Annotated in this window: 25 protein-coding genes; 13 read left to right on the top strand and 12 right to left on the bottom strand. The window is 69.9% G+C overall.

The window, feature by feature from the left end:
• Positions 1–17 precede the first annotated feature (17 nt).
• Positions 18–773, top strand: a complete 756-nt coding sequence (locus KBX71_RS11905) for an ABC transporter permease (protein ID WP_124823257.1) — start codon at positions 18–20, stop codon at positions 771–773.
• 107 nt (positions 774–880) lie between these two features.
• On the opposite strand, the gene KBX71_RS11900 is transcribed toward KBX71_RS11905, so the two are convergent.
• The 5 genes from KBX71_RS11900 to KBX71_RS11880 form a co-directional block, all read right to left on the bottom strand.
• Positions 881–1,534, bottom strand: a complete 654-nt coding sequence (locus KBX71_RS11900) for an O-methyltransferase (protein WP_210817979.1) — start codon at positions 1,532–1,534, stop codon at positions 881–883.
• Positions 1,531–2,199, bottom strand: coding sequence for a nucleoside triphosphate pyrophosphatase (locus tag KBX71_RS11895; protein WP_210817978.1), 669 nt, complete (start codon positions 2,197–2,199; stop codon positions 1,531–1,533). The genes KBX71_RS11900 and KBX71_RS11895 overlap by 4 nt, the downstream gene beginning before the upstream one ends.
• A 518-nt stretch (positions 2,200–2,717) precedes the next feature.
• Positions 2,718–3,863 carry a S8 family serine peptidase gene (locus tag KBX71_RS11890; RefSeq protein ID WP_247683351.1) on the bottom strand — a complete coding sequence of 382 codons (1,146 nt, stop codon included), beginning with the start codon at positions 3,861–3,863 and terminating at the stop codon, positions 2,718–2,720.
• A 1,384-nt stretch (positions 3,864–5,247) separates the two neighbouring features.
• Positions 5,248–5,706, bottom strand: a complete 459-nt coding sequence (locus tag KBX71_RS11885; protein ID WP_210817977.1) for a hypothetical protein — start codon at positions 5,704–5,706, stop codon at positions 5,248–5,250.
• 90 nt (positions 5,707–5,796) lie between these two features.
• Entirely contained in the window at positions 5,797–5,991 is a 195-nt protein-coding gene (locus KBX71_RS11880) for an acyl-CoA carboxylase subunit epsilon (protein WP_124823399.1), read from the bottom strand.
• 90 nt (positions 5,992–6,081) lie between these two features.
• On the opposite strand from KBX71_RS11880, the gene KBX71_RS11875 reads away from it, so the two are divergent.
• Together KBX71_RS11875 and KBX71_RS11870 are read left to right on the top strand one after the other, a co-directional pair.
• Complete coding sequence (locus KBX71_RS11875; protein ID WP_210817976.1) at positions 6,082–8,085, top strand: serine/threonine-protein kinase; 2,004 nt, start codon at positions 6,082–6,084, stop codon at positions 8,083–8,085.
• 65 nt (positions 8,086–8,150) lie between these two features.
• Positions 8,151–8,378 carry a hypothetical protein gene (locus KBX71_RS11870; protein ID WP_210817975.1) on the top strand — a complete coding sequence of 76 codons (228 nt, stop codon included), beginning with the start codon at positions 8,151–8,153 and terminating at the stop codon, positions 8,376–8,378.
• Positions 8,379–8,461: 83 nt separating this feature from the next.
• On the opposite strand, the gene KBX71_RS11865 is transcribed toward KBX71_RS11870, so the two are convergent.
• Both KBX71_RS11865 and KBX71_RS11860 read right to left on the bottom strand, forming a co-directional pair.
• Positions 8,462–9,214, bottom strand: coding sequence for a GH25 family lysozyme (locus tag KBX71_RS11865; RefSeq protein WP_210817974.1), 753 nt, complete (start codon positions 9,212–9,214; stop codon positions 8,462–8,464).
• Positions 9,215–9,340: 126 nt separating this feature from the next.
• Positions 9,341–9,892 (bottom strand): Uma2 family endonuclease, encoded by a 552-nt coding sequence (locus KBX71_RS11860; RefSeq protein ID WP_210817973.1) that lies wholly within the window; start codon positions 9,890–9,892, stop codon positions 9,341–9,343.
• Between the two features lie 101 nt (positions 9,893–9,993).
• Between KBX71_RS11860 and KBX71_RS11855 the strand changes: the two genes are divergently transcribed.
• The 4 genes from KBX71_RS11855 to KBX71_RS11840 all read left to right on the top strand — a co-directional run bounded on the left by KBX71_RS11855 (position 9,994) and on the right by KBX71_RS11840 (position 13,177).
• Positions 9,994–10,737: a M50 family metallopeptidase gene (locus KBX71_RS11855; protein WP_210817972.1), complete on the top strand. Its 744-nt coding sequence runs from the start codon at positions 9,994–9,996 to the stop codon at positions 10,735–10,737.
• Between the two features lie 46 nt (positions 10,738–10,783).
• Positions 10,784–11,767 carry a ketopantoate reductase family protein gene (locus KBX71_RS11850; protein ID WP_210817971.1) on the top strand — a complete coding sequence of 328 codons (984 nt, stop codon included), beginning with the start codon at positions 10,784–10,786 and terminating at the stop codon, positions 11,765–11,767.
• A gap of 62 nt (positions 11,768–11,829) precedes the next feature.
• On the top strand, positions 11,830–12,330 hold the full coding sequence (locus tag KBX71_RS11845) for a SigE family RNA polymerase sigma factor (RefSeq protein ID WP_210817970.1): 501 nt from the start codon (positions 11,830–11,832) through the stop codon (positions 12,328–12,330).
• A complete protein-coding gene (locus KBX71_RS11840; RefSeq protein WP_210817969.1) occupies positions 12,323–13,177 on the top strand; it encodes a hypothetical protein in 855 nt (284 codons plus the stop codon). Before KBX71_RS11845 ends, KBX71_RS11840 begins: the two co-directional genes overlap by 8 nt.
• 101 nt (positions 13,178–13,278) lie before the next feature.
• On the opposite strand, the gene KBX71_RS11835 is transcribed toward KBX71_RS11840, so the two are convergent.
• Entirely contained in the window at positions 13,279–14,862 is a 1,584-nt protein-coding gene (locus tag KBX71_RS11835) for an acyl-CoA carboxylase subunit beta (RefSeq protein ID WP_210817968.1), read from the bottom strand.
• 84 nt (positions 14,863–14,946) lie between these two features.
• Between KBX71_RS11835 and KBX71_RS11830 the strand changes: the two genes are divergently transcribed.
• The gene (locus tag KBX71_RS11830) at positions 14,947–15,822 is read left to right on the top strand and encodes a biotin--[acetyl-CoA-carboxylase] ligase (RefSeq protein ID WP_210817967.1); all 876 of its coding nucleotides are present in this window, start codon (positions 14,947–14,949) and stop codon (positions 15,820–15,822) included.
• 107 nt (positions 15,823–15,929) lie between these two features.
• Positions 15,930–16,502 (top strand): PH domain-containing protein, encoded by a 573-nt coding sequence (locus tag KBX71_RS11825; protein ID WP_124819595.1) that lies wholly within the window; start codon positions 15,930–15,932, stop codon positions 16,500–16,502.
• Positions 16,503–16,547: 45 nt separating this feature from the next.
• Here the strand turns inward: KBX71_RS11825 and KBX71_RS11820 are convergent, their stop codons facing one another.
• The 3 genes from KBX71_RS11820 to KBX71_RS34815 form a co-directional block, all read right to left on the bottom strand.
• Positions 16,548–17,234: a MaoC/PaaZ C-terminal domain-containing protein gene (locus KBX71_RS11820; protein ID WP_210817966.1), complete on the bottom strand. Its 687-nt coding sequence runs from the start codon at positions 17,232–17,234 to the stop codon at positions 16,548–16,550.
• On the bottom strand, positions 17,231–17,938 hold the full coding sequence (locus tag KBX71_RS11815; protein ID WP_210817965.1) for a GtrA family protein: 708 nt from the start codon (positions 17,936–17,938) through the stop codon (positions 17,231–17,233). Before KBX71_RS11815 ends, KBX71_RS11820 begins: the two co-directional genes overlap by 4 nt.
• Before the next feature lie 63 nt (positions 17,939–18,001).
• On the bottom strand, positions 18,002–18,841 hold the full coding sequence (locus KBX71_RS34815) for a GtrA family protein (RefSeq protein ID WP_210817997.1): 840 nt from the start codon (positions 18,839–18,841) through the stop codon (positions 18,002–18,004).
• A gap of 136 nt (positions 18,842–18,977) precedes the next feature.
• On the opposite strand from KBX71_RS34815, the gene KBX71_RS11805 reads away from it, so the two are divergent.
• The 4 genes from KBX71_RS11805 to KBX71_RS11790 all read left to right on the top strand — a co-directional run bounded on the left by KBX71_RS11805 (position 18,978) and on the right by KBX71_RS11790 (position 24,023).
• Positions 18,978–20,822: a phosphoenolpyruvate carboxykinase (GTP) gene (locus KBX71_RS11805; protein WP_210817964.1), complete on the top strand. Its 1,845-nt coding sequence runs from the start codon at positions 18,978–18,980 to the stop codon at positions 20,820–20,822.
• A gap of 37 nt (positions 20,823–20,859) precedes the next feature.
• On the top strand, positions 20,860–21,720 hold the full coding sequence (locus KBX71_RS11800) for a hypothetical protein (protein ID WP_210817963.1): 861 nt from the start codon (positions 20,860–20,862) through the stop codon (positions 21,718–21,720).
• 358 nt (positions 21,721–22,078) lie between these two features.
• Positions 22,079–23,221 (top strand): NAD(P)/FAD-dependent oxidoreductase, encoded by a 1,143-nt coding sequence (locus KBX71_RS11795; protein WP_210817962.1) that lies wholly within the window; start codon positions 22,079–22,081, stop codon positions 23,219–23,221.
• A gap of 31 nt (positions 23,222–23,252) precedes the next feature.
• Complete coding sequence (locus tag KBX71_RS11790) at positions 23,253–24,023, top strand: isoprenyl transferase (protein WP_124819587.1); 771 nt, start codon at positions 23,253–23,255, stop codon at positions 24,021–24,023.
• Between the two features lie 42 nt (positions 24,024–24,065).
• Here KBX71_RS11790 and otsB read toward each other — a convergent pair whose 3' ends face one another.
• A complete protein-coding gene (gene otsB / locus KBX71_RS11785; protein ID WP_196928355.1) occupies positions 24,066–24,890 on the bottom strand; it encodes a trehalose-phosphatase in 825 nt (274 codons plus the stop codon).
• Positions 24,891–24,922: the final 32 nt, after the last annotated feature.

Raw genomic sequence — 24,922 nt, 5'->3', positions numbered from 1 at the left:
CACCGGAGACGACTCTCATGAAATTCGCCCGTGACACGTGGCTGATCTTCCAGCGCCAGATCCAACTCCTGCTGCGCAACCCGGTCTGGGTCTTCGTCGGCGTGTTCCAGCCGGTCATGTACCTGCTGCTCTTCGCCCCGCTGCTCAAACCCGCACTGAACGCACCCACCCAGGCGGCCGCCTACAAGATCTTCGTACCGGGCCTGCTGGTGCTGCTGGCCATCTTCGGTGGCCTGTTCCAGGGCTTCGGCCTGATCGCCGAGCTACGAGCCGGCGTCATCGAACGCTCCCGGGTCACCCCGATCAGCCGGCTCGCCCTGCTGCTCGGCCGCTCGCTGCGCGACGTGGTCTCGCTCCTGGTGCAGGCGGTCATCATCACGCTGCTGGCGCTCATCTTCGACCTGCGGGTGTTCATCGGGGACCTGCTGTTGGCGTACCTGATGCTCGCCCTGATCGCCCTCATGACCTCGGCCGTCTCCTATGGCGTCGCCCTCAAGGTCAAGAGCGAGGACGCGCTGGCCCCCCTGATGAACACCGTGGCGCAGCCGGTGCTGCTGCTCTCCGGCATCCTGCTGCCGCTGACCTTCGCACCCGGCTGGTTGCAGGGCATCGCCAACTGGAACCCGTTCTCCTGGGCGGTCGACGGCACCCGGGCACTGTTCGCCGGTGACCTGGGCAGCGACAAGGTCTGGCAGGGCCTCAGCATCACCGCGGTCCTCGCCGCGCTGGGCGTCTACTGGGCCGCGCGCCAGTTCGCCCGCAGCGTCCGCTGACGACGGCTATCGCTTATCGGGGTGTCCCTTGGTGGGGGACACCCCGATATCCGTGTACGGCGGTTGTCGGTGCTTGGCGGTTGTCGGTGTTCAGCGGTTGTCGGTGCTCAGCGGACCCGGGCGAGGGTCAGGCCGTCCGCGATCGGCAGCATCACCGGGTCCACCCGTACGTCGGCGAGGACCTCGTCGTTGAACGCGGCGATGGCCCGGTCGCCGGCGTCCTGCGGGGCGATGACCCGCCCGCCACGCAGCACGTTGTCAACGGCGATCACCCCACCCGGCCGCATCCGGGGCACCAACTCCGCCCAGTAGATCGGGTAGCCGGTCTTGTCCGCGTCGATGAACGCGAAGTCCAGGTGGCGCTCGTGCGGCAACTCCCGCAGCCCGTCTGCGGCCGGGCCGATGCGCAGGTCGATCAGATCCCGCACGCCGGCCTGCGCCCAGTAACGCCGGGCGATGCCGGTGAACTCCTCGGAGATGTCGAAACAGGTCAGTCGCCCACCCTCGGGCAACCCGCGGGCGATCGCCAACGCGGAAAGCCCGGTGAACGTGCCGACCTCGACGGCCTGCCGCACGTCGAGCAGCCGGGTGAGGAACGTCAGGAACGCGGCCTGCTCCGGAGCCACCTGCATGCTGGCGTGCTCCGGCAGCACCGACCGGGTCTCCTCGGCCAGATCACGGATGATCTCGTCCGGCGGGGAGCCGTGTGCGACCAGATAGGCGTGCAGCTCGTTGGTGAGCGGGATCGACTTGGTGGTCATGACCGGACGTTACCGATCGGCTTGACCGTTTGGCCGCCCGGCGCGACAGTCGTCCACAGGTCGGTGATCCGCAGACCCAACTCGGCGAGAAGCCGGCGCAGCAGCGGCATCGACAGCCCGACCACAGTCCCCGGGTCACCCTCGATCCGTTCCACGAACGGCCCACCCAGCCCGTCGATCGTGAACGCGCCGGCTACCGCCAGCGGCTCACCAGTGGCCACGTACGCGGCGATCTCGTCGTCACTGATGTCAGCGAAGTGGACAGTGGTCGAGGCGACGGCCTCCGCGCGCCGGCCCGCAGTAACGTCGACCAGGCAGTGCCCGCTGTGCAGAACGCCGCTGCGCCCTCGCATCCGCAGCCACCGCCGGGTCGCGTCAGCCGCATCCGCCGGCTTGCCGAGGATCTCCCCGTCGAAGGCCAACACCGAATCGCAGCCGACCACCAACGTCCGCTGATCGGTGGTCGCGTTCAGCCGGGTCAACACCGCCTGCGCCTTCAGACGAGCCAACTCCAGACACAACTCCTCGGCCCGCTCGGTCACCACCAGCGACTCGTCCACCCCACTGACCAGCACCTCCGGCTCGACGCCGGCAGCCTGGAGCAACTTACGACGGGCAGGGCTCGCCGAAGCGAGCACGAGGCGGAGCGGCAAGATCTCAGACACGAGCCCGAGGTTACCGTCCAGCCCTCACCAAGACCGACAACCTGCCCCAGCGCGGGCTGCCCGGCGCGCCGGCTCCTCGGTGGCCAGGCGTCCTTGATCCACTCGGCTTTCGGGGAGATGCGGTGTCTCCTTGCCGCGAAGACCGCGGTTTCCTGAAAGCCGAGTGGATCACCGCCCAACCGCGGCAGCCCAGCACGAGGATCGACTCGGTGTCGGCGATGTCGGGGTATCCCGCTGCCCAGGACACCCCGACATCAAGAAACCCGAGTCGAACACCGCTTCGTTGATTGATCAGCGACTGATTCTGGGCGGCAGACCATCAGAAACGTCGGTGGCACGACGGGCCGCGCAGATCTTGGACAGTTTCCGTTCACTGCTGACGGAAACTGTCCAAGATCTGTGATCTATTCGCCGAACGACCCCGCGCCAAGGCCTTGATGGTCGGGCCACCGTTGACCCACTCCCCGCCGAATAGCGCGACATCATGAAACCCGGGTAGATCGCGTTTCGTGGATCGATCAGCGACTGATTCTGGGCGGCGGGTCATCACCACGGCGGCGCCGCCGCGCCATCACTGCCCATCCGACCCCGACAGCCACGATCACCCCAAGGGTGGCCAGGCCGCGGGCGGTCGCGCCGTCGCTCTCGTCATCCGGCTGGGCGCCAGCCGTCGTAGTCGGGCCAGCACCGGCCGGAGCGCTCACCGACTCAAACCCCAGCGGCGGTACGTCTGCCGTCAGCGCCGCCACAAGATCGATCACCCCGTAGCCGTACTCGTCGTCGCGTCCGGGTGGACCCTTGTCCACGGCGGTAGCCGTAAGCCGGTGCGCTACCTCCCGCGCCGGCAGGTAGGGGTACTTGGACCTGATCAACGCAGCCGCACCCGCCACGATCGCCGTCGCGTCAGAGGTTCCGGTGCCTTTGCGGTACTTGCCGTCGATGCTCGTGCTGTAGATGTCGACCGCGGGCGCAACCACGTCAATCTCCGGCCCAGTCACCGAGACGGCAGCGTGAGTGCCCGTTTTGTCAACTCCCCCCACGGCTAGGACGCCGTCTTCGGATGCGGGGTAACCAACCTCAGTGTCCGCTGGTCGATTACCGGCGGCAGCCACGACGACGATATTCGCGAGAAGCGCTTCCCTAATCGCACGACGTAGGGCAGGGCTGGAGCCTCCTGCACTGGAAATGCTAATGACGCCAGCGCCAGAAGAAACCGCATATCCTATTGCTCTGCCCAGATTGTCCGGGCTGCTCTGGTTGTCGATTGTCGAAGAGATGATTGGCAAGATCTTGGCTTTTGGTGCTATACCTCGGGCTCCCCGGCCTCCTTCTCGGCCATGAGCGGCGATAAGGCCGGCCATGCCGGTTCCGTGACTGTTTTGATCGCTTTGGCCATCGCCGCCTCCTCCACCGTTGATCAAGTCGATGCCACGAAGGAGATTGGCCCTCAGGTCAGGATGTGGGTAAACGCCCGTGTCCGGTACTGCCACAGTTATGCCCTCGCCCTGACTGATCTCGTTGGCATCTCCAGAATTGAGAGTTGTTAGATGCCACTGATCGGCGCGAACTCGATCCGGGCCGTCGCCGGGCGGCGCGTTGGGCGGCCTCGCAGCGATAGGGCCGGAGAATGTGGCGATAACGCCGACAAATATCAGGGTCGCCAGGAAAGAGTGCACGGTCGACCTTTTCACCGGCCGATGCCAATTGCCGGTCCTGGGTCTATTGGTCCCTCGTCGTCTGGGGGGCGGACCACTGGGTTAACTCCCTGTCGTGTTTCCCAAGGATTGTCTGGATCCCAACGATCCGGCTCTGTCGTGTTGCCGTCGTCCCGTCTAGGGCGACCGGTCCCGCTCACCCCGGAACTCCAAGGTCCCGGCGCTCCGCCGATCGGAGGCATTCCGTTTGCACCAGAAAAGCCTCTACCGGCGGCAGGGCGAGATCCGGCCGCACCAGTAGGGGCAGTTCCGGCGCCACCGCCACCAATCACGCCCCCAACCGGGTTTACTCGACGTGGTGGAACGCTGCTATCGGGCTGGCGGGCCGGTGATCCGGGAACGCCACCGATAAGCCCTCCCGGAGGCATTGTTCGCGTCGGGTCCAGTCCGGGTCCGCGAAACGGGCCGCTCGAGCCATTCGAGCCGGGTTTCCCAATCGGTCCCGCCGGCTGGTGGTTTGATGGTGGGGTGGCGGCAGTCGGCGGAAAGACGGGTGGTATCCCCGATAGAGAAGGAGGATGTGGAGAATTGGATAAAGAGCTGGGGTGCGGGATACTGGGTGGACTTGACGGCCCGCCTGCCCCAGTCCCATTAAGAATCGGGCCATTTCCGGCCGCTGTGGGCAATGGTGCTGTTGTGTGCTTAGGAATGGACGGGGCCAAGGTCGCCTTTGGTGGCATAGGTGCTGGCAGGATCGGCGGAATGATCGGCGCCGTAGCATTGCCGTACACATCCGAATTTGAAATATCCTTGCCGGCCTGCGGAGGTGCCGCCGGTGGTTTTTGGAGGGTTGCTTGGGCTTGTTGGAGTTCGCCGCTCAAGCTGAACATCATGGATCGGGCCTGCACGTTCAGCCGTTCCAGGTCCCCATCAGCAACAGGCGGCGCTGTGGCCCGGTTGCCCATCACCGCTTTCGGGTCGGCGACCATCGACTCGTACGCCTGTTTTTGCTGGAACTTGGTCGCGTACTCCTCGTAGATCTTGCGGAGTGCGGCGCGGGTGGTGCCGATGGCCTGGGTTGCGGCGGAGAGTGCGGTGTAGTTCGCGGCGGCGGCGTCGTGGGTGCGTTGGACCTTGTCGATGAGTTCGTCGAGTTCGGCGAGGTACGTGCGGGAGGCGGCGCTGGTTTCGGGGGGCCATGCCTCGGCGAGTCCACGTCGGTACTGCTGGAGGCGGCCGAGGTGGGTTTGCGCCAGGTCGCAGACCTTGCGCCAGCCGGCTACCTGCTTCCAGTGGTTGGCGGTGTCGTGGTCCTGGAGGCAGGCCCACATGCTGTTGACGTCCATGAGGTGCCAGTCGGTGAGGCCGGAGGTGCGGCCGGTGCCCCGTTCGATCACGGCAGCGCCACCGGCCCTTGGGCGTCGGGGCTGGTCGGGTCGTTCAGTGTCGGCGTCGGGCCGCCGGGGAGGACGCTGGCCGGGTTGGCGAGGGCTCGTTGCACGTCCACCACTCGGGCGGCGGTGAAGGCGTCGCTGTCGGCGTAGTGGGTGGCGACCTGGTCGGCGGCGGCGGCGAGGTGGCCGGTGGCGCCTCGGACGGCGTAGACCATGTCGGCGGTGGCCTGCTGTGTCTCGTGGTGGGCGTGCAGGAAGGTGACCAGCTCGATGAAGGCGTCGCACGGGTTGGGCAGCTTCGCGGACATGTCTTCGGCGATGTACGACAGGTGTGGCGCGTAGTTGCTCTCGACCTCGGCGGCGAGCCGGTCGGCGAACTCTCTGAGCTGGCTGATGTCGGCTTCGATGCCGCCGTAACCGCGTAGCCAGGGTGCTGGCCGGTCCTCTTCGGGGATCATGGACCCTCCCTACCCGTAACGGCACCGTTTCCCTGAGTGAGATTAACGGCTCAACGCCCCCCTGGCAGCCCCCGTACGGCGGGTCTCGGGTCAGCGGGGCAGGCCGGCGGCACGCCACCCACGGGAGTTGCCCGGTCGAGCGCTGCGCGCCCAGGCGGACGCGGTCGCCGGCGCGGGGGTGGCGGCAGGACGGGAGCGGACGATGATCGCCCCCACCAGAGCGGCCAACTCCTCGGCGGTGGGCACGCCGCGGACGACCCGGAACAGCGGCTCTTCGGCAGACATGACGCCAGGGTACGCGGCGCGAAGTTACCCGAAGCGCACAGTGGCGTGCCGGCGGTGTGAGCGTCGGCCGGTCCGGGTACCGTCTCACCGATGTCGAACGCGCTTCCCCAACTTGTCGCTGACCGATACCGGCTTCTGTCGCCGCTCGGCCAGGGTGGCATGGGCCGGGTGTGGAAGGCGCGCGACGAGGTGCTGCACCGCGACGTCGCCATCAAGGAGTTGGTGCCGCCGCCCGGTCTCACCGATGAGGAGCGCCGCGAGATGCGCGAGCGCTCGTTGCGGGAGGCGCGGGCCATCGCCCGGCTCAATAACGCCAACGTCGTCCGCATCTTCGACGTGCTGCGCACCGACGGCGATCCGTGGATCGTCATGGAGTACGTGGCGTCGAGGTCGTTGCAGGACACTCTCGCCGAGGACGGCCCCGTTTCGGTGGCCCGCACGGTGGAGATCGGCCTGGGCGTGCTGGGCGCGCTGAGTGCCGCACACAAGGCGGGCGTCATGCACCGTGACGTCAAGCCCGGCAACGTGTTGCTCGGCGACGATGGCCGGGTGGTGCTGACCGATTTCGGTCTCGCCACCATCCCCGGCGACCCGAACGTGACCCGCACCGGCATGGTGCTCGGCTCGCCCGCGTACATCTCGCCGGAGCGGGCTCGGGACGGCACCGCCGGGCCGGAGGCCGACCTGTGGTCGCTGGGCGCGACGCTCTACGCGGCGGTCGAGGGCAAGTCGCCGTACGCCCGGCCGTCGGCGATCGGCACCCTGGCCGCGTTGGCCACCGAGCCCATTCCGCCGCCGAAGAACGCCGGGCCGCTCAAGGCCGTCCTCAACGGGCTGCTGCGTAAGGACCCGAACGAGCGGATCACCGCCGAGGTGGCGGAGCGGTTGCTGCGCCGCGCCGGGGGCAAGCGGTCGCGCGGGATCTCACTGCTTGATGGCGTACGCCGGCCCGGGCCGAACGGTCCGCGCGAGCCGCGGCTGCCGGTGGTGCCGGCCCCGCGACCCGCCGAGAGCGCCGACCGGCCGGTGTCGCCGCCGCCCGCCGCGGCGACCCCCGCCGCCTCTGCTGCCGCCGTGGCCCCCGCCGCCGATGCCACGCCGACGGCCGTCGTCTCCTCCGGTGCGGTCGCCGACTCGACAGCAGTTGTGCCAGCCGAGCCGACCTCGGCGGCGCAGGCCGAGCCGACCGCCACGATCGACCGCCCGGCACCGGCCGAGGCCGAGCCGACCGCGAAGGTCACGGCCGCGCCCGACACGAGCGGCGAGGGTACGACGAACGTCGACGACGAGCCGACGGTTGTCGACGGTCCGCCGGTGGCCCCGGAGCAGCGCAAGCCGACCACGCCGACGTCGCTCATGCCGCCGGTGAGTCCGGCCGGTCGTGCGGCGGTGCCGCTGTCGGAGGGCACGAAGCCGAACAACACCCGACGTAACCTGCTGATCGGGGCGGTGGTCGCCCTGTTGCTGATCGGCATCGTGGTGGTCGTGCCGATGCTGACCAAGGACGACGACAAGACCCCGCAGGCCAACCCGACAGGTGCTGCCGCGACGTCGGCGCCCCCGCCGACCTCCGCTGCGGCGCCTCCGCCGCCCACCAGCGGTGCCCCGAGCCCGTCCGCCTCGGCCACGCCCTCGGTCGACCCGAACGCGCTGCCGGCGGGCTGGAAGCTGCACCGGGACCCGGCCGGCTTCGCCCTGCCGATACCCGACGGTTGGGTGCGTAGCCAGGTCGACAGCTTCACTGTCGTCTTCAACCAGTCCAACGGGCCGGGCGAGCTGCTCGTGCAGTGGACCTCGACGCCGAAGGACGACGCGTACGAGGACTGGCAGCGCATCGAGCCGGACCGCAGGAAGTTCGTCAACAACTACCAGAAGATCGACATCGTGCGCTGCAACTTCTGGAAGACCTGTGCGGACTGGGACTGGCTGGAGACCCGGGACGGGCAGCGGATCCACGTCCGTAACCGGGGGTTCGTGACGGCCAGCAACCGCGGGTACGCCCTGCGGTGGGAGATCGCGGAGAAGGACTGGCAGGCCAACCTGCCGAACTTCGACCGGATCGCCAAGGGTTTCGTGCCCGACCGCCAGGACTGAAACTCATTCGCATGACCTTGCGTCGTCGTGGGTATTTGACCTTCGACGACGGAAGGAGGCACGACATGGGTTACCGACGGAGGGACGCTCGGCCCCGACTGGCACTGTGGATGCTCGTGGCGCTCGGCGACGCGATGCTGCTGCTGGTCAGCGCGGGGGTCTCGGTGCTCGTCGCACTGCTCGGCGTCGTGATCGTTGCCGGCTTTGGCGTGGCTGGCTGGCGGTTGACCCGAAGGGGCGCGCTGGCTCGTGAGGATGCTGTGGTGCCGGCGTTGAGCCGACGGCGGGTCTGACCCGTACCCGGTGGTGTGGCGGCAGCCGGACCGATTGTCGACCGTGTTGGTGACCGTCGATCCCGCTGCCGCCAACGGCCCGGTCAGGTGTTGTTGGCCAACGCGATCAGGCGGCTCCGGTCGCCGTTCCAGTAGTTGCGGTCCACGTTGCCGCTGATGCCGGAGACCGCCCCGGTGCTGGTGTACTGCCAGAAGCTCCACACCGACGCGCCGGCCGGCAGGGCCCCGGGCGTGCTCGACCAGCGGGCCAGCCAGAGCGGGTGGTTCGCCCACGGGGCGGTCCAGCTGCCAGTGCACTGGTTCCACCAGCTCGTGGTGGTGTAGATGACGGCGTACCGGCCGGTGCGGGAGCGGTAGGTGTTCAGGAAGTCCTGCACCCAGTTGCGCATCCCGGTCGTGCTGAGCCCGTAGCAGTAGCCGCCGGCGTACGGGTTGCCCTCGATGTCCAGCGCGGCCGGCAGGGTACGGCTGTCCGCGGACCAGGCGCCGCCGTTGGAGGCCAGGTAGTTGGCCTGGGTCGAGCCGGCGGAGATGTTCGGGCGGGCGAAGTGGTACGCCCCGCGGATCACCCCGGCGTTGTACGAGTTGACGTAGTTGGCGTTGAAGTTCGGGTCCTTGTAGCTGGTGCCCTCGGTCGCCTTGATGAAGGCGAACTGGATGCCCGCGTTGCGGACGCTCGTCCAGTTGATGGTGCCCTGGTAGCGGGAGACGTCGACACCGGGTGTGGTGGCGGCGGCCGCCGGTCCGGCGGTCGCGACCAGGGCCGCCGCCGCGGTGGCGAGGACGGTGAGGCCGGCCGCGAACGCGCGGCGCAGCGATGATCGGGTACGGGCCATGAGTGCCTCCAAGGACGTCGCTCTATCGACGTCCATCTTTGGAGGTAAGTGCCCTAGATCACAAGGGTGGCCGGTAAAAAGCTTCATCGACGGTCCATGAAGGCCCGGTGGCTGAAGTGGAACGGATCAGCCCAGGGCGGCCGGGTCGAGCTGCCAGCGGAACGGCTCGACGATGGTCATGGTCTCGCCCGCCTTGGCAACCTGGTCCTCGACGTAGTGCTCGCCGTCGAGCCGGTAGAGCCGCAGCGAGTGACCGTCGCCGTCCTGCTCGACCAGCAGATACCAGGGGATTCGCGCGATGGCGTAGAGCTGCATCTTGACCAGCCGGTCGGCGGCGGCGTTGCCGGGCGAGACGATCTCGCCGACGAGGATCACCCGGTCGGGGTCGAGGAAGGTGCCGTCGTCATCGACATCGGTCACAACGAGGTCCGGAATGACGACTCGATCGATGCCGAGCCGGACGTTGATCGCGTCGTAGACCGACAGGCCGTGGAAGTCTGCCGCTGCTTCGATGCTGTTCGCCAGGCGGCGCGACACCCGCTGGTGCCGTCGGCTCGGGGCAGGGCTCACCAGCAGGCTCCCGTCGAGCAGTTCGATCCGGTCGGGCGTTTCGCCCAAGGCGAAGTAGTCGGCCTCGGTCCACAGGCCGATGTGCGGCTCCAGGGGCGCTGCGCTCACCCGCGTTCACCTCCCGCTCGACTCGCCACCCGATCAGTCTCCCAGGATACGAGCCGGTGCCTCGGGAGCGACACGGAACGTCGCCGGTAGGCTCGCGCCCCATGATGTCGATCGACGGGCTGGGCGACCTGTGGGACACGCTGTTCGGCGCGCAGCCGGACCCGCCCGCGCTGCTGGTGCTGATCACCGGGGCCATAGCGCTGGTGGTGGTCTCCACCCGGCTGCCGTGGCGGATCGCCCGTAACGCCATCACCATCGCGCACGAGGGTGGGCACGCCCTGGTCGCCCTGCTCACCGGCCGCAAGCTGCACGGCATCCGGTTGCACTCGGACACGTCCGGGCTGACGCTCTCCGCCGGCCGCCCCACCGGGCCGGGCATGATCCTCACTCTGCTCGCCGGGTACGTCGCACCGCCGCTGGTCGGGCTGGGCGGCGCCTGGCTGCTCGGCGGCAACCGGATCACCCTGCTGCTCTGGGTGGCCGTGGCGCTGCTGCTGGCCATGCTCGTCATGATCCGTAACGCCTTCGGCGTGGTGTCGGTGCTGGTCACCGGGGCGCTGGTGTTCGCCGTCTCGTGGTACGCGACGCCGCAGGTCCAGGCCGCGTTCGCGTACACCGGGGTGTGGTTTCTGCTGCTCGGTGGGGTGCGGCCGGTGGTCGAGCTGCAACGGCTGCGTTCGCGGGGCCGGATGCCCGCCTCCGACGCCGATCAACTCGCCGGGCTCACCCCGTTTCCGCCGCTCTTCTGGGTTGGCGTCTTCGCCCTGGTCAACCCGGCGGCGCTGGTCGCCGGCGCGCTCCTGCTCGCCGGCCCGATCCTCACCGACGCCGGCCTGACCAGCTGACGGAAGGCGCACGGGTGGGCGGCGCACCGGCGGGCAGAATGGGGCCATGCGATACGTGATCATCGGGGCGGGTGCGGTCGGCGGGACCATCGGCGTACGGCTGGCCCAGGCCGACCGGGACGTGACACTGGTGGCCCGCGGCGCCCACCTGGACGCGATCCGCGCGCGGGGTCTGACAGTGCGGCAGCCCGACGGTGAGGTGACCGCCCGGCTCGCGGCGGTGGACCGGCCCGGTGACCAGCCGCTGCCAGCGGACACCGTGCTGATCCTCACCGTGAAGTCGCAGGACACTCCGGGCGCGCTGGCCGCCTGGGTGGACGCGCCGGTGGTCGGCGGCGGCACGGCGGGCGAACGTCTGCCGCTGGTGACCGCGCAGAACGGGGTGGCCAACGAGCCTGCCGCACTGCGGCTCTTCGCCGACGTGCACCCGGTCTGTGTCTGGCTGCCGGCCACGCACCTGGACCCGGGCGTGGTGGTCGCCAACGGGTACCCGCATCCGGGGATGCTCCACATCGGGCGGTACCCCGGGGGCGCCGACGACACCGACCGGGCGATCGCCGCCGACCTGACCGCCGCCGGCTTCGTCGCCCCGGTCCGCAGCGACGTGCTGCGCTGGAAGTACGGCAAGCTGCTCAGCAACCTCGGTAACGGCCTACAGGCGCTGCTCGGCCGGGACATCCCGGACGCGCTGGTCGAGCGGGTACGCGCCGAGGGCGTCGCCGCGCTCGCCGCCGCCGGCATCGCGCACACCTCGCCGGAGGAGGAGAAGGCCGAACGCGGGGACCTGGTCGGGCAGCGCCCGGTCGACGGCGAGGCCCGCTCCGGCGGCTCCACCTGGCAGAGTCTGGCCCGAGGCACCGGCTCCACCGAGGTCGACCACCTCAACGGCGAGATCGCATTGCTCGGCCGGTTGCACGGCGTACCGACGCCGGTCAACGTGGCGGTGCAGCGGGCCGTACGCCGGGCAGTCCGGGAGCGGATCGCGGCCGGCGCGTTCCCGCTCACCGAGTTGGAGAAGATGATCGCCTGACCGGGGCAACCGACGACCCCGCCCGGTGCGTGTTCCCAGCGACCGACACGGGGAGGTAGCGGGTGCCGGACGTCGACGGGTTCGACGAGTTCTACCGGGGGAGTCGGCAACGGCTCCTCGGGTTCGTCTACGCCCTCACCGGCGATCGGAGCGAGGCGCAGGACGCCGTGCAGGAGGCGTACGTCCGGGCGTGGCAGCGCTGGTCGACGGTCAGCGCGTACGACGACCCGGAGGCCTGGGTACGGGTGGTGGCCAGCCGGATCGCCGTCAGCCGGTGGCGCAGCCTGAAGAGCCGTGCCCGCGCGTACCTGCGGCACGGCGCCACCGAGACCGTTCCCGGGCCCGGCACCGACACCGTCGCGGTGGTCGCCGCCCTGCGTCGGCTGCCCGAGGAGCAACGCGTCGCGATCGCCCTGTACTACCTGGTCGGCATGCCGGTCGCCGACGTGGCACGGGAGACCGCGGCCCCGGTGGGCACCGTCAAGGCCCGTCTCTCCCGGGGGCGCACCGCGCTCGCCGGCCTGCTCGCCGTCTCTGACCTGGAGGAGGCAACCGATGCGTGACGACCCGACGCTCGTCGAACAGATCCAACGGGACCTGCAGGATGTGCGCTGGCTCGGCCCGGAGGAGATCCGCTCCCGGGCCCGCCGCCGCAGCCAGCGCAAGATCGTGGTGGCCACCGTCGTGCTGGCCCTGGCCGGCGTCTCCGCGGTGGCGGTCGCCGCGCCGAGAACGTCGCCGCCACCGGCTCCGCCAGCCGCCTCGGCCTCGCCGACCCGCCACGAGATCACCACCGACGCCCTGTTGCAGCCAGCCGACCTGTCGCAGCAGGTCGATGTGCAGCTCAGCCAGTCGGGGCTGGGCGAGCCGGTCCGGCTGGCGGCCATGCTCAGCTACTGCCGGACGAGTCAGGGACGGTCGGAGGGCTGGCAGACGTCGATCCTGTCCCGTTCACAGACGTTTGTGCCCAAACACGCCGCGCCGATCCTCACCCAGTCGGATGGTCTGGTCACGCAGGATCTCTTCCGGCTGGCACCCGAGGCGGCCAGACAGCTCTTCGCCGGTTTGGACGATCTGGTCGCTCCCTGTGCCGCATGGCTGAGCGTTGGGCCGATCCTGACCGCAGGGGGGACCCGCACGGGGGAAGCGCTGCACCGGTGGTCGGTGGCGCAGCGGGGCTTCGCCGGGAACGACGCCGCCATCCTGCGGGACTCGCTCACCGTCACCCGGGACCTGGAGACCGGGCAGCCGCTCGGCGACCCTCCGTCGCCGATCCTGCTGGCGGTCGTCCGGGTCGGCGACACCGTCTCGGTGCTCCGCCTCGGCTACGACGGCACCGAGGCCGAACTCGTCCGGCTCGCCGTTAGGGCGGCAGCGCGGATGTGTGCCGCCGCCAACCCACCCTGCTGACGCGGCCGGGGCGATGATCCGCGCAACATCGGGGTTGTTGCTGCCTCCCGTCGCCCGGAGGCAGCACTTTCCCGGAAGTTGTGCGGATCAAGGGACCGAGATCAGAGCGGGATGTTGCCGTGCTTCTTGGGAGGCAGGGTCTCCCGCTTGGTGCGCAGGACGCGCAGCGCCCGGACGATCTGGGTGCGCGTCTCGTGCGGCGGGATGACCGAGTCGATGTACCCGCGCTCGGCCGCCACGTACGGGTTGGCCAGGGTGTCCTCGTACTCGGCGATCTTCTCGGCTCGGACCGCCGCCGGGTCCTCGGCACCGGCCAGCTCGGAGCGGTAGAGGATGTTCACCGCGCCCTGCGCGCCCATCACCGCGATCTGCGCGGTCGGCCAGGCGAAGTTCAGGTCCGCCCCGAGGTGCTTGGAACCCATCACGTCGTACGCCCCGCCGTACGCCTTGCGGGTGATCACGGTGACCTTGGGGACGGTCGCCTCGGCGTACGCGTAGATGAGCTTCGCGCCCCGGCGGATGATGCCGTCCCACTCCTGACCGGTGCCGGGCAGGAAGCCGGGCACGTCCACGAAGGTCAGCACCGGGATGTTGAACGCGTCGCAGGTGCGAACGAAGCGGGCGGCCTTCTCCGAGGCGGCGATGTCCAGGGTGCCGGCGAAGTGCATCGGCTGGTTGGCGACCACACCTACCGGTCGTCCCTCGACCCGGCCGTAGCCGACCACGATGTTCTGCGCGTAGAGCGGCTGGACCTCCAGGAACTCCCCGTCGTCGAGGACGTGCTCGATCACCGTGTGGATGTCGTACGGCTGGTTGGCCGAGTCCGGGATCACTGTGTCCAACTCCCGGTCCTCGTCGCTGATCGCCAGGTCGGCGGGGGCTTCGACCACGACCGGCTCGTCGAGGTTGTTCGACGGCAGGTACGACAACAGCGCCTTGACGTAGTCGACAGCGTCCTCCTCGTCGCTGGCGAGGTAGTGCGCGTTTCCGCTGCGGGAGTTGTGCGTACGCGCGCCGCCCAGCTCCTCCATGCCGACGTCCTCGCCGGTCACCGTCTTGATCACGTCGGGGCCGGTGATGAACATGTGCGAGGTCTGGTCGACCATCACTGTGAAGTCGGTGACCGCCGGGGAGTAGACCGCGCCGCCGGCGCAGGGCCCCATCACCAGCGAGATCTGCGGGATGACTCCGGAGGCCCGGACGTTGCGGAAGAAGATCTCGCCGTAGAGGCCGAGCGAGACGACGCCCTCCTGGATGCGCGCGCCGCCGGAGTCGTTGATGCCGACCACCGGACAGCCGATCTTCATGGCCAGGTCCATCACCTTGACGATCTTCTCGCCGAAGACCTCGCCGAGGGAGCCACCGAAGACCGTGAAGTCCTGTGCGAAGACGCACACCTGCCGGCCGTCCACCGTGCCGTAGCCGGTGACCACGCCGTCGCCGTACGGGCGGTTCTTCTCCAGCCCGAAGGCCGTGGACCGGTGCCGGGCCAGCTCGTCGAGTTCGACGAAGGAGCCCTCGTCGAGCAGCATCTCGATCCGCTCGCGGGCGGTCCTCTTGCCGCGCGAGTGCTGCTTCTCCACGGCGCGGGCCGACCCGGCGTGCACCGCCTCGTCGACCCGGCGCTCCAGGTCCGCCAGCTTGCCCGCGGTGCTGTGCATGTTGGTCCCGGTCTCGGTAGTCACCCAGGGAATATAACGATGGTTCAGGTGGGTGCCGCTGTGCAGTACGCCTCAGTGTCCACCGGAGCACCGCCGTAGGCTGGCGGAATGTCGGGCTCCCCGTACACCGATCTGGACCGGCCGCCGCTGTCGGCGGCCCGGCTGCGCCGCGCGTTGGTCGCGCCGAACGGGCCGTGGGCCCGGCTGGAGTTGCGTGCCGAGACCGGCTCCACGAACGCCGACGTGGCCGAGGCCGCGCGGGCCGACGAGCCCGAGGGCCTTGTCGTGGTCGCCGAGCGGCAGACCGCGGGGCGCGGCCGGCGCGGCCGGGTCTGGCAGTCGCCGGCCCGTGCCGGCATCGCGACGAGCGTGCTGCTGCGGCCCGGCGAGGCCGTGCCGGACCGCGGCTGGCTGCCGGCGACACCCACGGGGTACGGGTGGCTGCCGTTGCTGGCCGGCGTGGCGCTGGTCGAGACGGTGGCCCGGCTGGCCGAGCTGGAGGCCACGCTCAAGTGGCCGAACGACCTGCTTGTCGACGACGCGAAGTGCGCGGGCGTGCTGGCCGAGACGGTGCCCGGACGCGCGCCGGACCAACCGCCGGCCATCGTGCTGGGCATCGGGCTCAACGTGACGCTGCGCGCCGACGAGTTGCCGGTGAATCCGACCGGGCTGCCGGCCACCTCACTCCAGCTGGCCGGCGCGGTGGCCACCGATCGGGATCCGCTGTTGCGGGCGCTGTTGCGGGCGGTCGCCGACTGGTACGACCGTTGGCGCTCGGCGGGCGGCGACGCGGTGGCCAGTGGCCTGCGCGACGCCTACCTGGCGGCCTGCGCGACGATCGGCCGCGAGGTACGCGTCCTGCTCCCCAACGGCGACTCCCTGACCGGCACCGCCACCGGAGTGGACCCGGACGGCCAACTGATGGTCACCACCTCGACCGGCGCCCGAACCCTGGCCGCCGGCGACGTCCTCCACCTCCGCTGACGGCGTGCAAGATCGCGGAGAACGGGTGGGGCCGCGTGGCGGATGTTGTGGTGGGGCTTGGGGGGTTTACGGTCTGCGCGACTAGAAAATCGCGTTGGAGGTTCCCCTTGGCGTTTCCTGAAGACGTGCTCACCGAGGACGAGCATGTCGTGCTGCACCTGCACCCGCACTGGAAGGCGTTGATTCGGCCGATCGTGGTGCTGGTGCTGGCCATCGCCGCGGTGGTGGTCGGCGTGCTCCTGTTGCCCCAGAGCGGCGGCGGTTCGATCGCGCTGGCCGTGATCGGGGCGATCGCCCTGATCGGGGTGCTCTGGCTCGGCCTGTGGCCGTTCCTGGTCTGGCGCACCACCCACTACCTGTTCACGAACGAGCGGGTCCTGCTCCAGCAGGGTGTCTTCTCCCGGGATCGGCGGGACCTCCCGCTCGCCCGGGTCAACGACCACTCGATGAACCAGCGTTTCGTCGAGCGCCTGCTCGGCTGCGGGACGCTCACCATCGAGTCGGCCGGTGAGCGCGGCCAGTCGGTGCTCGCCGACGTGCCGGACGTCGGAAAGGTGCAGACCACCCTGTACGAGCTGGTCGAGGCACAGCACGACAAGCACTCGCTGGGCGACGGAGAGATGCGCGACATGCTCGCCGACATGCAGGACGGCAAGCCGCTGCGCGACACCACGACCTGAGCCGAACCGGTTGCGACCCGCCCAGGACACGCTGTCGGGGGCGGGTCAGTCGTTTCGGTGAGCCTCGGGTGGTTCGCTGATCTCCGTCGACTCCCCGTCGGGCGACTCGGCGGCGGACGGGTCCGCTGCGATCGGGCCGCCGTCGGGCCGGTCAGCTCCGTCGGGCCGGTCAGCTCCGTCGGGCCCGTCAGCTCCGTCGGTCGGGGCGGCTTCGGCTTCGGCGGCGTCGGCCTCGACCGGTCGTACGGCGAACCAGCCACGGAAGCGGGTCCGCAGCACCTCCTGCTCGGGCCGGTCGTCCGGGCCGAGGCGCAGCATGGTGCCGGTGAGGCTGACGGTGCCGAGCCCGGGGCGGGCGGTCGACGGCCGGGCGCCCATCACGTCGACCCGGACCGCGAGCCGGTCGCCGGCCCGGACGGGGGCGAGCCAGCGCAGCTCCTCCAGGCCGGGGGACGCGTCCGCGGCGGCCCGGGACAGCAGGTGGTCGACGTAGGCGCGCATGAACAGGCTGACCGTGTAGAAGCCGCTGGCGATCAGACCGCCGTGCCGGCTCGCCGTGGCCAGGTCGGGGTCGACGTGGTACCACTGCGGGTCGAAGCGGCGGGCGAAGGCGACCATCTCGTCGGCGTCCACGGTGACCACGCCGAGGTCGACGGTGAGCCCCGGGACGAGATCCTCGAAGAACAGCTCGGCCGGTCGCCCCGTGCCGGAGCGGGCGTCGGGTGCCGTCACCGGCGGGGCGCGCGGCGGGTGCTGACGTGCAGCTCCGCGGCGAGTTCCGCGTCCAGGTCGGCGGCGGGGCTGACGCTCAGTCGCGTGGGCCGACCCTGGGTGGGCGTACCGGGCGGGTAGTCGGCGCGTGGCGCGGTCTCCGCCTCCTCCAGCTCGGACACGGATTCCGCCAACTCGGCGACCGGGTCCATCTCCGCCATGGTGTCCCACTCGTCGCGCGGAATGCTGTGCCAGGTGGAGTCGGACTCCGCGGCCTCGTCCTCGGCCGGTGCGACCGGTTGGAAGACGAAGGTGCGGTATGACCAGAACCGGAACAGCGTGGCCAGCATGACGCCGACGGTCTTGGCCAGATTCAGTGCCAGCAGGCCGTGTACGCCGAGACCGTACTTCGCTGCCGCCACGGCACCCAGCTCAATCAGCAGGCCAGCGCCGTTGAAAAGGAAGAAAAGGAGGTATTCCCGGCGAAGCGCCGATTTCGGCCGATCCCGGTACGTCCAGTGCCGATTCATGAGGTACGACGTGATGGTGGCGACGATGGTCGCGATCACGGTCGCCTTCAACTGACCATTGACGAAAACGGTCAGTGCGAGGGCATTGAACACCGCGTAATTGATGACGGTGTTGATGCCGCCGACGATGCCGAACTTGAGCGCCTCGTGGATGAACTTCTGCCAGCGCTCAGGCAGCAGGCGGACAAGACGCATGCGAAACACCTTAGGGCAGTCGGTGCGGCCGGTGATCACCGGCCGAACGAGTTGGGCGGCAGGTCACGCCTCGTGGTCACGGTCGGGATTCACCTGCGGAACGGTCGGGGTTCCCGCTTCGACGAAGACGAACCGCCGGTACGACCAGAATCGGAACAGCGTGGCGAACCCGGTGCCGACGATGTAGCTGGCCAGGTTGTCCGCCAGGCGCGTCTGGAACACGGCCGGCCAGATGGCTCCGAGCCCGTAGCGGCTGAGCGCGAGGCAGGCGACCGTGATGCCGAGACCGACCGCGTTGAAGAAGAAGAAGAGCGCGTACTCGCGGGCCGCGTTGTTGCGCTGGCGGTGTCGCCACGTCCAGAACCGGTTGCCTACGAAGGCGACGGAGGCCGCGATCACGGTGGAGATCGTCTTCGCGGTCAACTCTTCGACGCCGTGCTTGCTCGTCAGGTAGTTGAAGAGCGCGAAGTCGACGAGGAAGGCGAAACCACCCACCGTGGCGAACTTGCTCATCTCGTGGAGGAGGTGACCGAAGCGGTCGAGCAGCATGCCGACGAGACCCCGTCGGGTCTGCCGGGGACCCGGTTGTTCCCCGGTCATCGTGGCGGCCACGGAGGGGAGCCTACCGGCTGCCGGCCAGTCACAGGGGTAGCAACGGCAAGCGGGCGTGGTCTCCCGGAGGGTCCAGCGCCGCGTGCGTAACCGTTGCACGGAGCGTAACGAATTGGGAGGACTGAGCCGCTGCGGAACGGGAATCCCCGCACCGGTCGGCGGGGCAGGTCCACGGCCCGACCGCAACAAGCGTCCGCCGGGGTGCACAACAAGATTTGCGTGAAACTGCGCGAGAAAGCGGGTATCAGCTCGTGATGCCGCAGCGAGGCCGTAGCTTGTGCAGTTCTTCACAACCTGTCCCACTGACTCGGAAGGCTGCCCGGTTTACGCTGAGGCCAATCCCAGGTTTCCACGAAGGCGACGCATCGCGCCGCCGAGTCTCGTGCATCCCATAGATCGGTCAGCGTCGACCACAAGGAGATGTGTCATGGTTGCTCCGGCTGTTGTGCGGGGTATCGATCAGGCCCCGACGTCCCATCCGAAACTGCTCGCCTGGGTCCGTGAGGTCGCGGAACTGACCACCCCCGACCGTGTCGTCTGGGTGGACGGATCCGACGACGAGTGGCGCCGCCTCACCGATGAGCTGGTCGAGGCCGGCACACTGATCCGGCTCAACCCCGAGAAGAAGCCCAACTCGTTCTACGCGCGCACCGACCCGACGGACGTCGCCCGGGTCGAGGAGCGCACCTACATCTGTTCCGTCGACGAGGCGGACGCCGGCCCCACCAACAACTGGATGGCGCCGGCCGAGATGAAGCGGACGATGACGGATTTGTACCGGGGCTCGATGCGCGGTCGCACCATGTACGTCATCCCGTTCGTCATGGGCCCGGTCGAGGCCGAGTCCCCGATGTTCGGTGTCGAGATCACCGACAGCCCGTACGTGGTCGCCTCGATGCGCATCATGACGCGGATGGGCACCCGGGTCCTTGAGGCCATGGGCGACGACGCGGACTTCGTGCACGCGCTGCACTCGATCGGCGCCCCGCTCGCCCCCGGCCAGCAGGATGTCGCCTGGCCGTGCAACGACACCAAGTACATCTCGCACTTCCCGGAGAGCCGGGAGATCTGGTCGTACGGCTCGGGTTACGGCGGCAACTCGCTGCTGGGCAAGAAGTGCTACTCGCTGCGGATCGCCAGCGTGATGGGCCGGGACGAGGGCTGGCTCGCCGAGCACATGCTGATCCTCAAGATCACCTCACCGGAGGGCAAGACCTACCACATCGCCGGAGCGTTCCCGTCTGCCTGCGGCAAGACCAACCTCGCCATGGTGGAGCCGACGATCCCCGGCTGGAAGGTCGAGACCATCGGCGACGACATCGCCTGGATGCGGTTCGGCCCGGACGGCCGCCTCTACGCGGTCAACCCGGAGTACGGGCTGTTCGGTGTGGCGCCCGGCACCGACTGGAAGACCAACGCCAACGCCATGCGCACCCTGGACCGGGGCAACTCCGTCTTCACCAACGTCGGCCTCACTGACGACGGCGACGTCTGGTGGGAGGGCATGGGTGAGCCGCCCGCGCACCTGATCGACTGGAAGGGCAACGACTGGACGCCGGAGAGCGACGGCCTGTCCTCGCACGCGAACAGCCGATTCTGCACCCCGATCACCCAGTGCCCGATCCTCGCCGACGAGTACTTCGACCCGAACGGCGTGCCGATCGACGCGATCCTCTTCGGCGGACGCCGCAAGGACACCGTCCCGCTGGTGACCGAGGCCCGCGACTGGGTGCACGGCGTCTACATGGGCGCCACGCTCTCCTCGGAGACGACCGCCGCCGCGTCCGGCGCCGTCGGCGTGGTCCGGCGGGATCCGATGGCGATGCTGCCGTTCATCGGCTACCACGCCGGTGACTACTTCCGGCACTGGATCGAGATGGGCAAGGGCACCGACGGCGACGAGGCGAAGCTGCCGAAGATCTACTACGTCAACTGGTTCCGCAAGGACCCGGACGGTTCGTTCCTCTGGCCGGGCTTCGGGGAGAACTCCCGAGTGCTCAAGTGGGTCGTCGAGCGGATCGAGGGCACGGCCGACGCGGTCGAGACGCCGGTCGGCATGGTGCCCGCGCCGGACGCCCTGGACGTCGAGGGCCTGGACATGACCCCGGAGGACGTTCGGATCGCCCTGAAGGTCGACCCGGACGAGTGGCGTAACGAGCTGCCGATGATCACCGAGTGGTTCGAGAAGTTCGGTGACAAGCTGCCCGGCGTGCTCTGGGCCGAGTTGGACGCGTTGCGCGCGCGCCTCGACGCCGCGCAGCCGCAGCGCTAGGTGTGAAGACGGCCCCCTGCGGGCAACATCGGATTTCATGACGACGGCCGCCGAGACCCAGGTCCGGCGGCCGTCCGCCGTCCGGCTGCTCACCATCCTGCTGGCGACGACGGCGGCGGCCACCGTCGTGGTCGAGCTGCTCAACTGGTGGTACGCCCCGGAGCAGGGCTTCGGGCTGGCCGTACGGACCGGCTGGGCAATGCTGCGCTCGTTCGGCTTCCTGCTGCTGATCGGGCACGTGCGCCGGGGTCGTACGGCGGCCCGCCCGTTCGGGCTGATCCTCGCGGTCACCACGATCTTCGCGGTCGGCCGGCTCATCGTGCCCCGGCAGGGGGTGCCGCCGCTGCCCGGCCTGCTCGGCTTCGCGATCCTCACGGCTCTCTGTGTGTCGGTGGTCTGGCTGCTCTACCGCTCGTCGGCGGTGGCCGGGCACCTGGTCCGGCACCGTCCACGCCTCGTCATCGACCGGGACGGCATCTCCTGGCGGGAGACCCCTCCACGCCGACCACAGGCCAGCGCCTGGTTGTTGACCAGCCGGGTGGCGGCCTTCACCTACAGCCCGCTGATGCTGGTGCCGGCCCTGGTGGCCGGGGGTTCCATCCTGGATGGTCGACTGACCGCCGTTCCGGCCGTGCTGTTCTGGTTCGCCGCGGGCATCACGGCCAGCTACGCGGTGCTGTTCTGCACCGCGTTCCTGATGCGGGGCAAGGACTGGGCGCGTGGCCTGCTGGTCGTCGTCACGGTGGCCGTACTCGCCGTGGATCTGCCGTTGTGCTGGTGGCTGCTGGGCGTGGACGGCCTGATCCGCGACGGCGCCCCGCTGCTCGCGGCGGCCGGGCTGACCCTCTACGGCCTACGCCGCGCCGCCCGCGCCCCCCACCCTGAACCCCAACCCTGACTGCGGCGGGGCCCCGCACCGACGCCGCTGGGTGCCGACCCGGCGGCCGACGCCACCCAGTCCCTGCCCATCCCCTCCCGTTGCTTGCACCCTCCCTTTGCTCTGCACCCCGATAGGCGACAGTCGCGGACGGTAACCGTCGCGTCCGCGGGTGCAGAGCAAAGGAGGTGGGTGAGACCACCCGGCCCAGTGCGGGAGCGGTCTTCGCGGGCGGGCAGGGGGCAGGATGGCGGGTGGCGTCGGTCACAGCGGTCGGCGTCGGGGCAGCCGCGGACATCGTCGGGGCGGCCGGCCGCAGGGCCGACCGGTTCGCCCGGCGGGAGCGGCCGCGCCGCGTCGGACCGGAGGGAGGCGCGCGGTGGGTGACGAGTTCGACGTGGTGGTGGTGGGAGCGGGGCCGGCCGGGGCGGCTGCCGCGCTGACGGCGCGCCGGGCGGGTGCCAGCGTGCTGCTGCTGGACCGGGCCGACTTTCCGCGGGACAAGGCATGTGGTGACGGGATCGCCGCGCACTCGGTGGACGTGCTCACCGAGCTGGGGGTGCCCGAGGCGGTGGCAGGCTACGCGCCACTGCCGGCATTACGCATGATCGCTCCGGGTGGCGGCGCGGTGGCCCGGGCGCTGCCCAGACCCGCGTACACGGTGCCCCGGGAGGTCTTCGACGCGCGGCTGGTGACGGCCGCCGTGGCCGCCGGCGCGCAGCTGCGCCGGCACACCGTGCGCCAGGTCGAGCCGCGTGCCGACCGGGTGGTGCTCGACGGGCAGGTGTCCGGCCGGGTGGTGATCGGCGCGGACGGCGCCGGCTCGGTGGTACGTCGGGCGCTCGGTCATCCGCAGAACCCCGACCGGCACCTCGCGCTGGCCATCCGGGGGTACGCCCCGGCTCTGCCCGGCCCGTCCGAGCAGCTCATCGTCACCTCGAAGGCGCGCTGGCCGGCGTACGCCTGGTCGTTTCCGATCGGCGACGGGCGGGCGAACGTCGGGTACGGGGAGGTCCTGCGCGGTGAGCCGCTGAGCCGCGCGTACCTGCTGGACCGGTTGGCCGCGCTGCTGCCCGGCACCGACCTGGCGACCGTGACGGCGTTGCGCGCCCATCATCTGCCGCTCTCGACCCACCGGCCGGCGCCGGGGCGAGGGCGCCTGTTGCTGGCCGGCGACGCGCTGTCACTGATCAATCCGTTCACCGGGGAGGGGATCTTCTACGCGCTGCTCTCCGGTGCGCTCGCCGGGTCGGCGGCGGCCCGGTCGCCCGAGGGCGCGGCTGGCCGCTACGCCCACGGGTTGCGTCGCCGCCTCGGCACCCACCTGCGGCACAGTTCGGTCGCGGCCTGGTTGGCCAGGCGTCGCCGGGTGGTGGACGCGGCGGTCCGGGCGGCCCGTCGGGACGACCGCGTGTTCTACGACGTGGTCGAGCTGGGGCTGGGTGACGGACGCCTCACCGGTCGTACGCTCGCAATGATCGGCATCGGTCTGGGCGGCGGGGATGGGGCTCCGAGGCAGTGAACTGCCTGAAGGGTCGCTACGCTGCTAGGTGATGACGCTGCGGGACCTTATCTACTCCGTGTACGAGCGCCGGCTCACGGCGAAGCTCGCGGGTAAGCCGGTGCCCCGGCACGTCGGGGTGATGTGCGACGGCAACCGCCGATGGGCGAGGGAGATGGGCTTCGTCGACCCGAACGACGGTCACCGCGTCGGCGCGGCGAAGATCAAGCATGTCCTCGGCTGGTGTGACCAGGCCGGTGTCGGGCACGTGACCCTCTACCTGCTGGCCACCGACAACCTGCGCCGTCCGGCCGCTGAGCTGGACCCACTCCTCAAGATCATTGAGGACCTGGTGGTGGAGCTCTCCGAGGAGGGCAACCCCTGGCGGCTGCGCATCGTCGGGGCGCTCGACCTGCTGCCGGCGCAGACCGCGGCGGCGCTCAAGGGCGCCGAGGAACGCACCCGCGAGCGCACCGGAGGCGCGGAGGTCAACATCGCGGTGGGCTACGGCGGTCGCCGGGAGATCACCGACGCGGTTCGTTCGCTGCTGCTGGAGCACGCCGCCACCGGCGGCACGCTCGAGGAGTTGGCCGAGGTGCTGGACGTCGAGCACATCGCCGAGCACCTCTACACCCGGGGCCAGCCCGATCCGGACCTGGTCATCCGTACCAGTGGTGAGCAGCGGTTGTCCGGTTTTATGCTCTGGCAGTCCGCGCACTCGGAGTTCTACTTCTGCGAACTCAACTGGCCGGATTTCCGGCACATCGACTTCCTGCGGGCCCTGCGCTCGTACGCCACCAGACAACGCCGCTACGGCGTCTGACCCGGCGGCGACGTCGTCGGTCGCCGCCGGAGTCAGGTCAGTTCAGGGCAGGTGCGTCAGCGCCCGGGTGAGGAAGTCGCCCAGGGCGGCCGGCGACTCGATCGTCAGGTCGGCGGCGTTGGCCACCTCGTGTCCGGTCTCCGGGTTGGCCACGGCCACGCAGACGCCGAGGAAGTCCGGATCGGCGGCGGCACGAGCGCGCAGCGCGGCGAAGGCCTTGATGTCGGAGACGTCGTCGCCGAAGTACCAGGCGCCGGTGGCGCCCTTGATCGCCTCGCCGATCACCATGCCCTTGTCCCGGTCGACCGGCGGCTTGAGCTCCAGCACCATCCGCCCGGCCTGCGAACGCAAGCCCAGACGGTCGGCCTGCGCCTGCCCCCACTGCTGCACGGTCGGGCCGAGTTGCGGCGCGGTACGCCAGTGCAGCGCGACCGAGAGCCGCTTGTACTCCACGAGCGTGCCGGGCGGCAGCTCCACCCGAGCCAGGTCGGCCAGCTCCTCCATGGTCGGCACCCAGGGCAGCGCGGCCGGTTCGGTGACGGTCTCCCCGCCGGAGTGGCTGTGCTCCAGCCCGTAGAGGCCGTAGAGGTCCACGCCAGCGAGCCCGCCGAGCTGATCCCGAAGGAACTCGACGGGTCGGGCGGAGACGATCGCCACCCGCTGCACGACCGGGGCGAGCGCCTCGATCGCGGCCAACGCCTTGGGAGCCGGGCGTACCGCTGTCGGATCGTCGTCGACGGGCGCGAGCGTGCCGTCGAAGTCGAAGAAGAGCACGGTCCCGGCCGCCCGGCTGGCGGTTATCTGCCAGGCCTGGTCGGCGTTCAACGGGGTTTTCGGCTGCTGATTGCCCAGATTCAACGGCGGCACGCGCGTCAGCGTACCCCGGCGATCCCGGCTCA

Origin of the sequence: Micromonospora sp. D93, assembly GCF_018070365.1 — a bacterium.
Classification (GTDB): domain Bacteria; phylum Actinomycetota; class Actinomycetes; order Mycobacteriales; family Micromonosporaceae; genus Micromonospora; species Micromonospora ureilytica.
The sequence above is the reverse complement of the archived record's forward strand: the minus strand, read 5'-3'. Positions and strand labels throughout refer to the sequence as shown.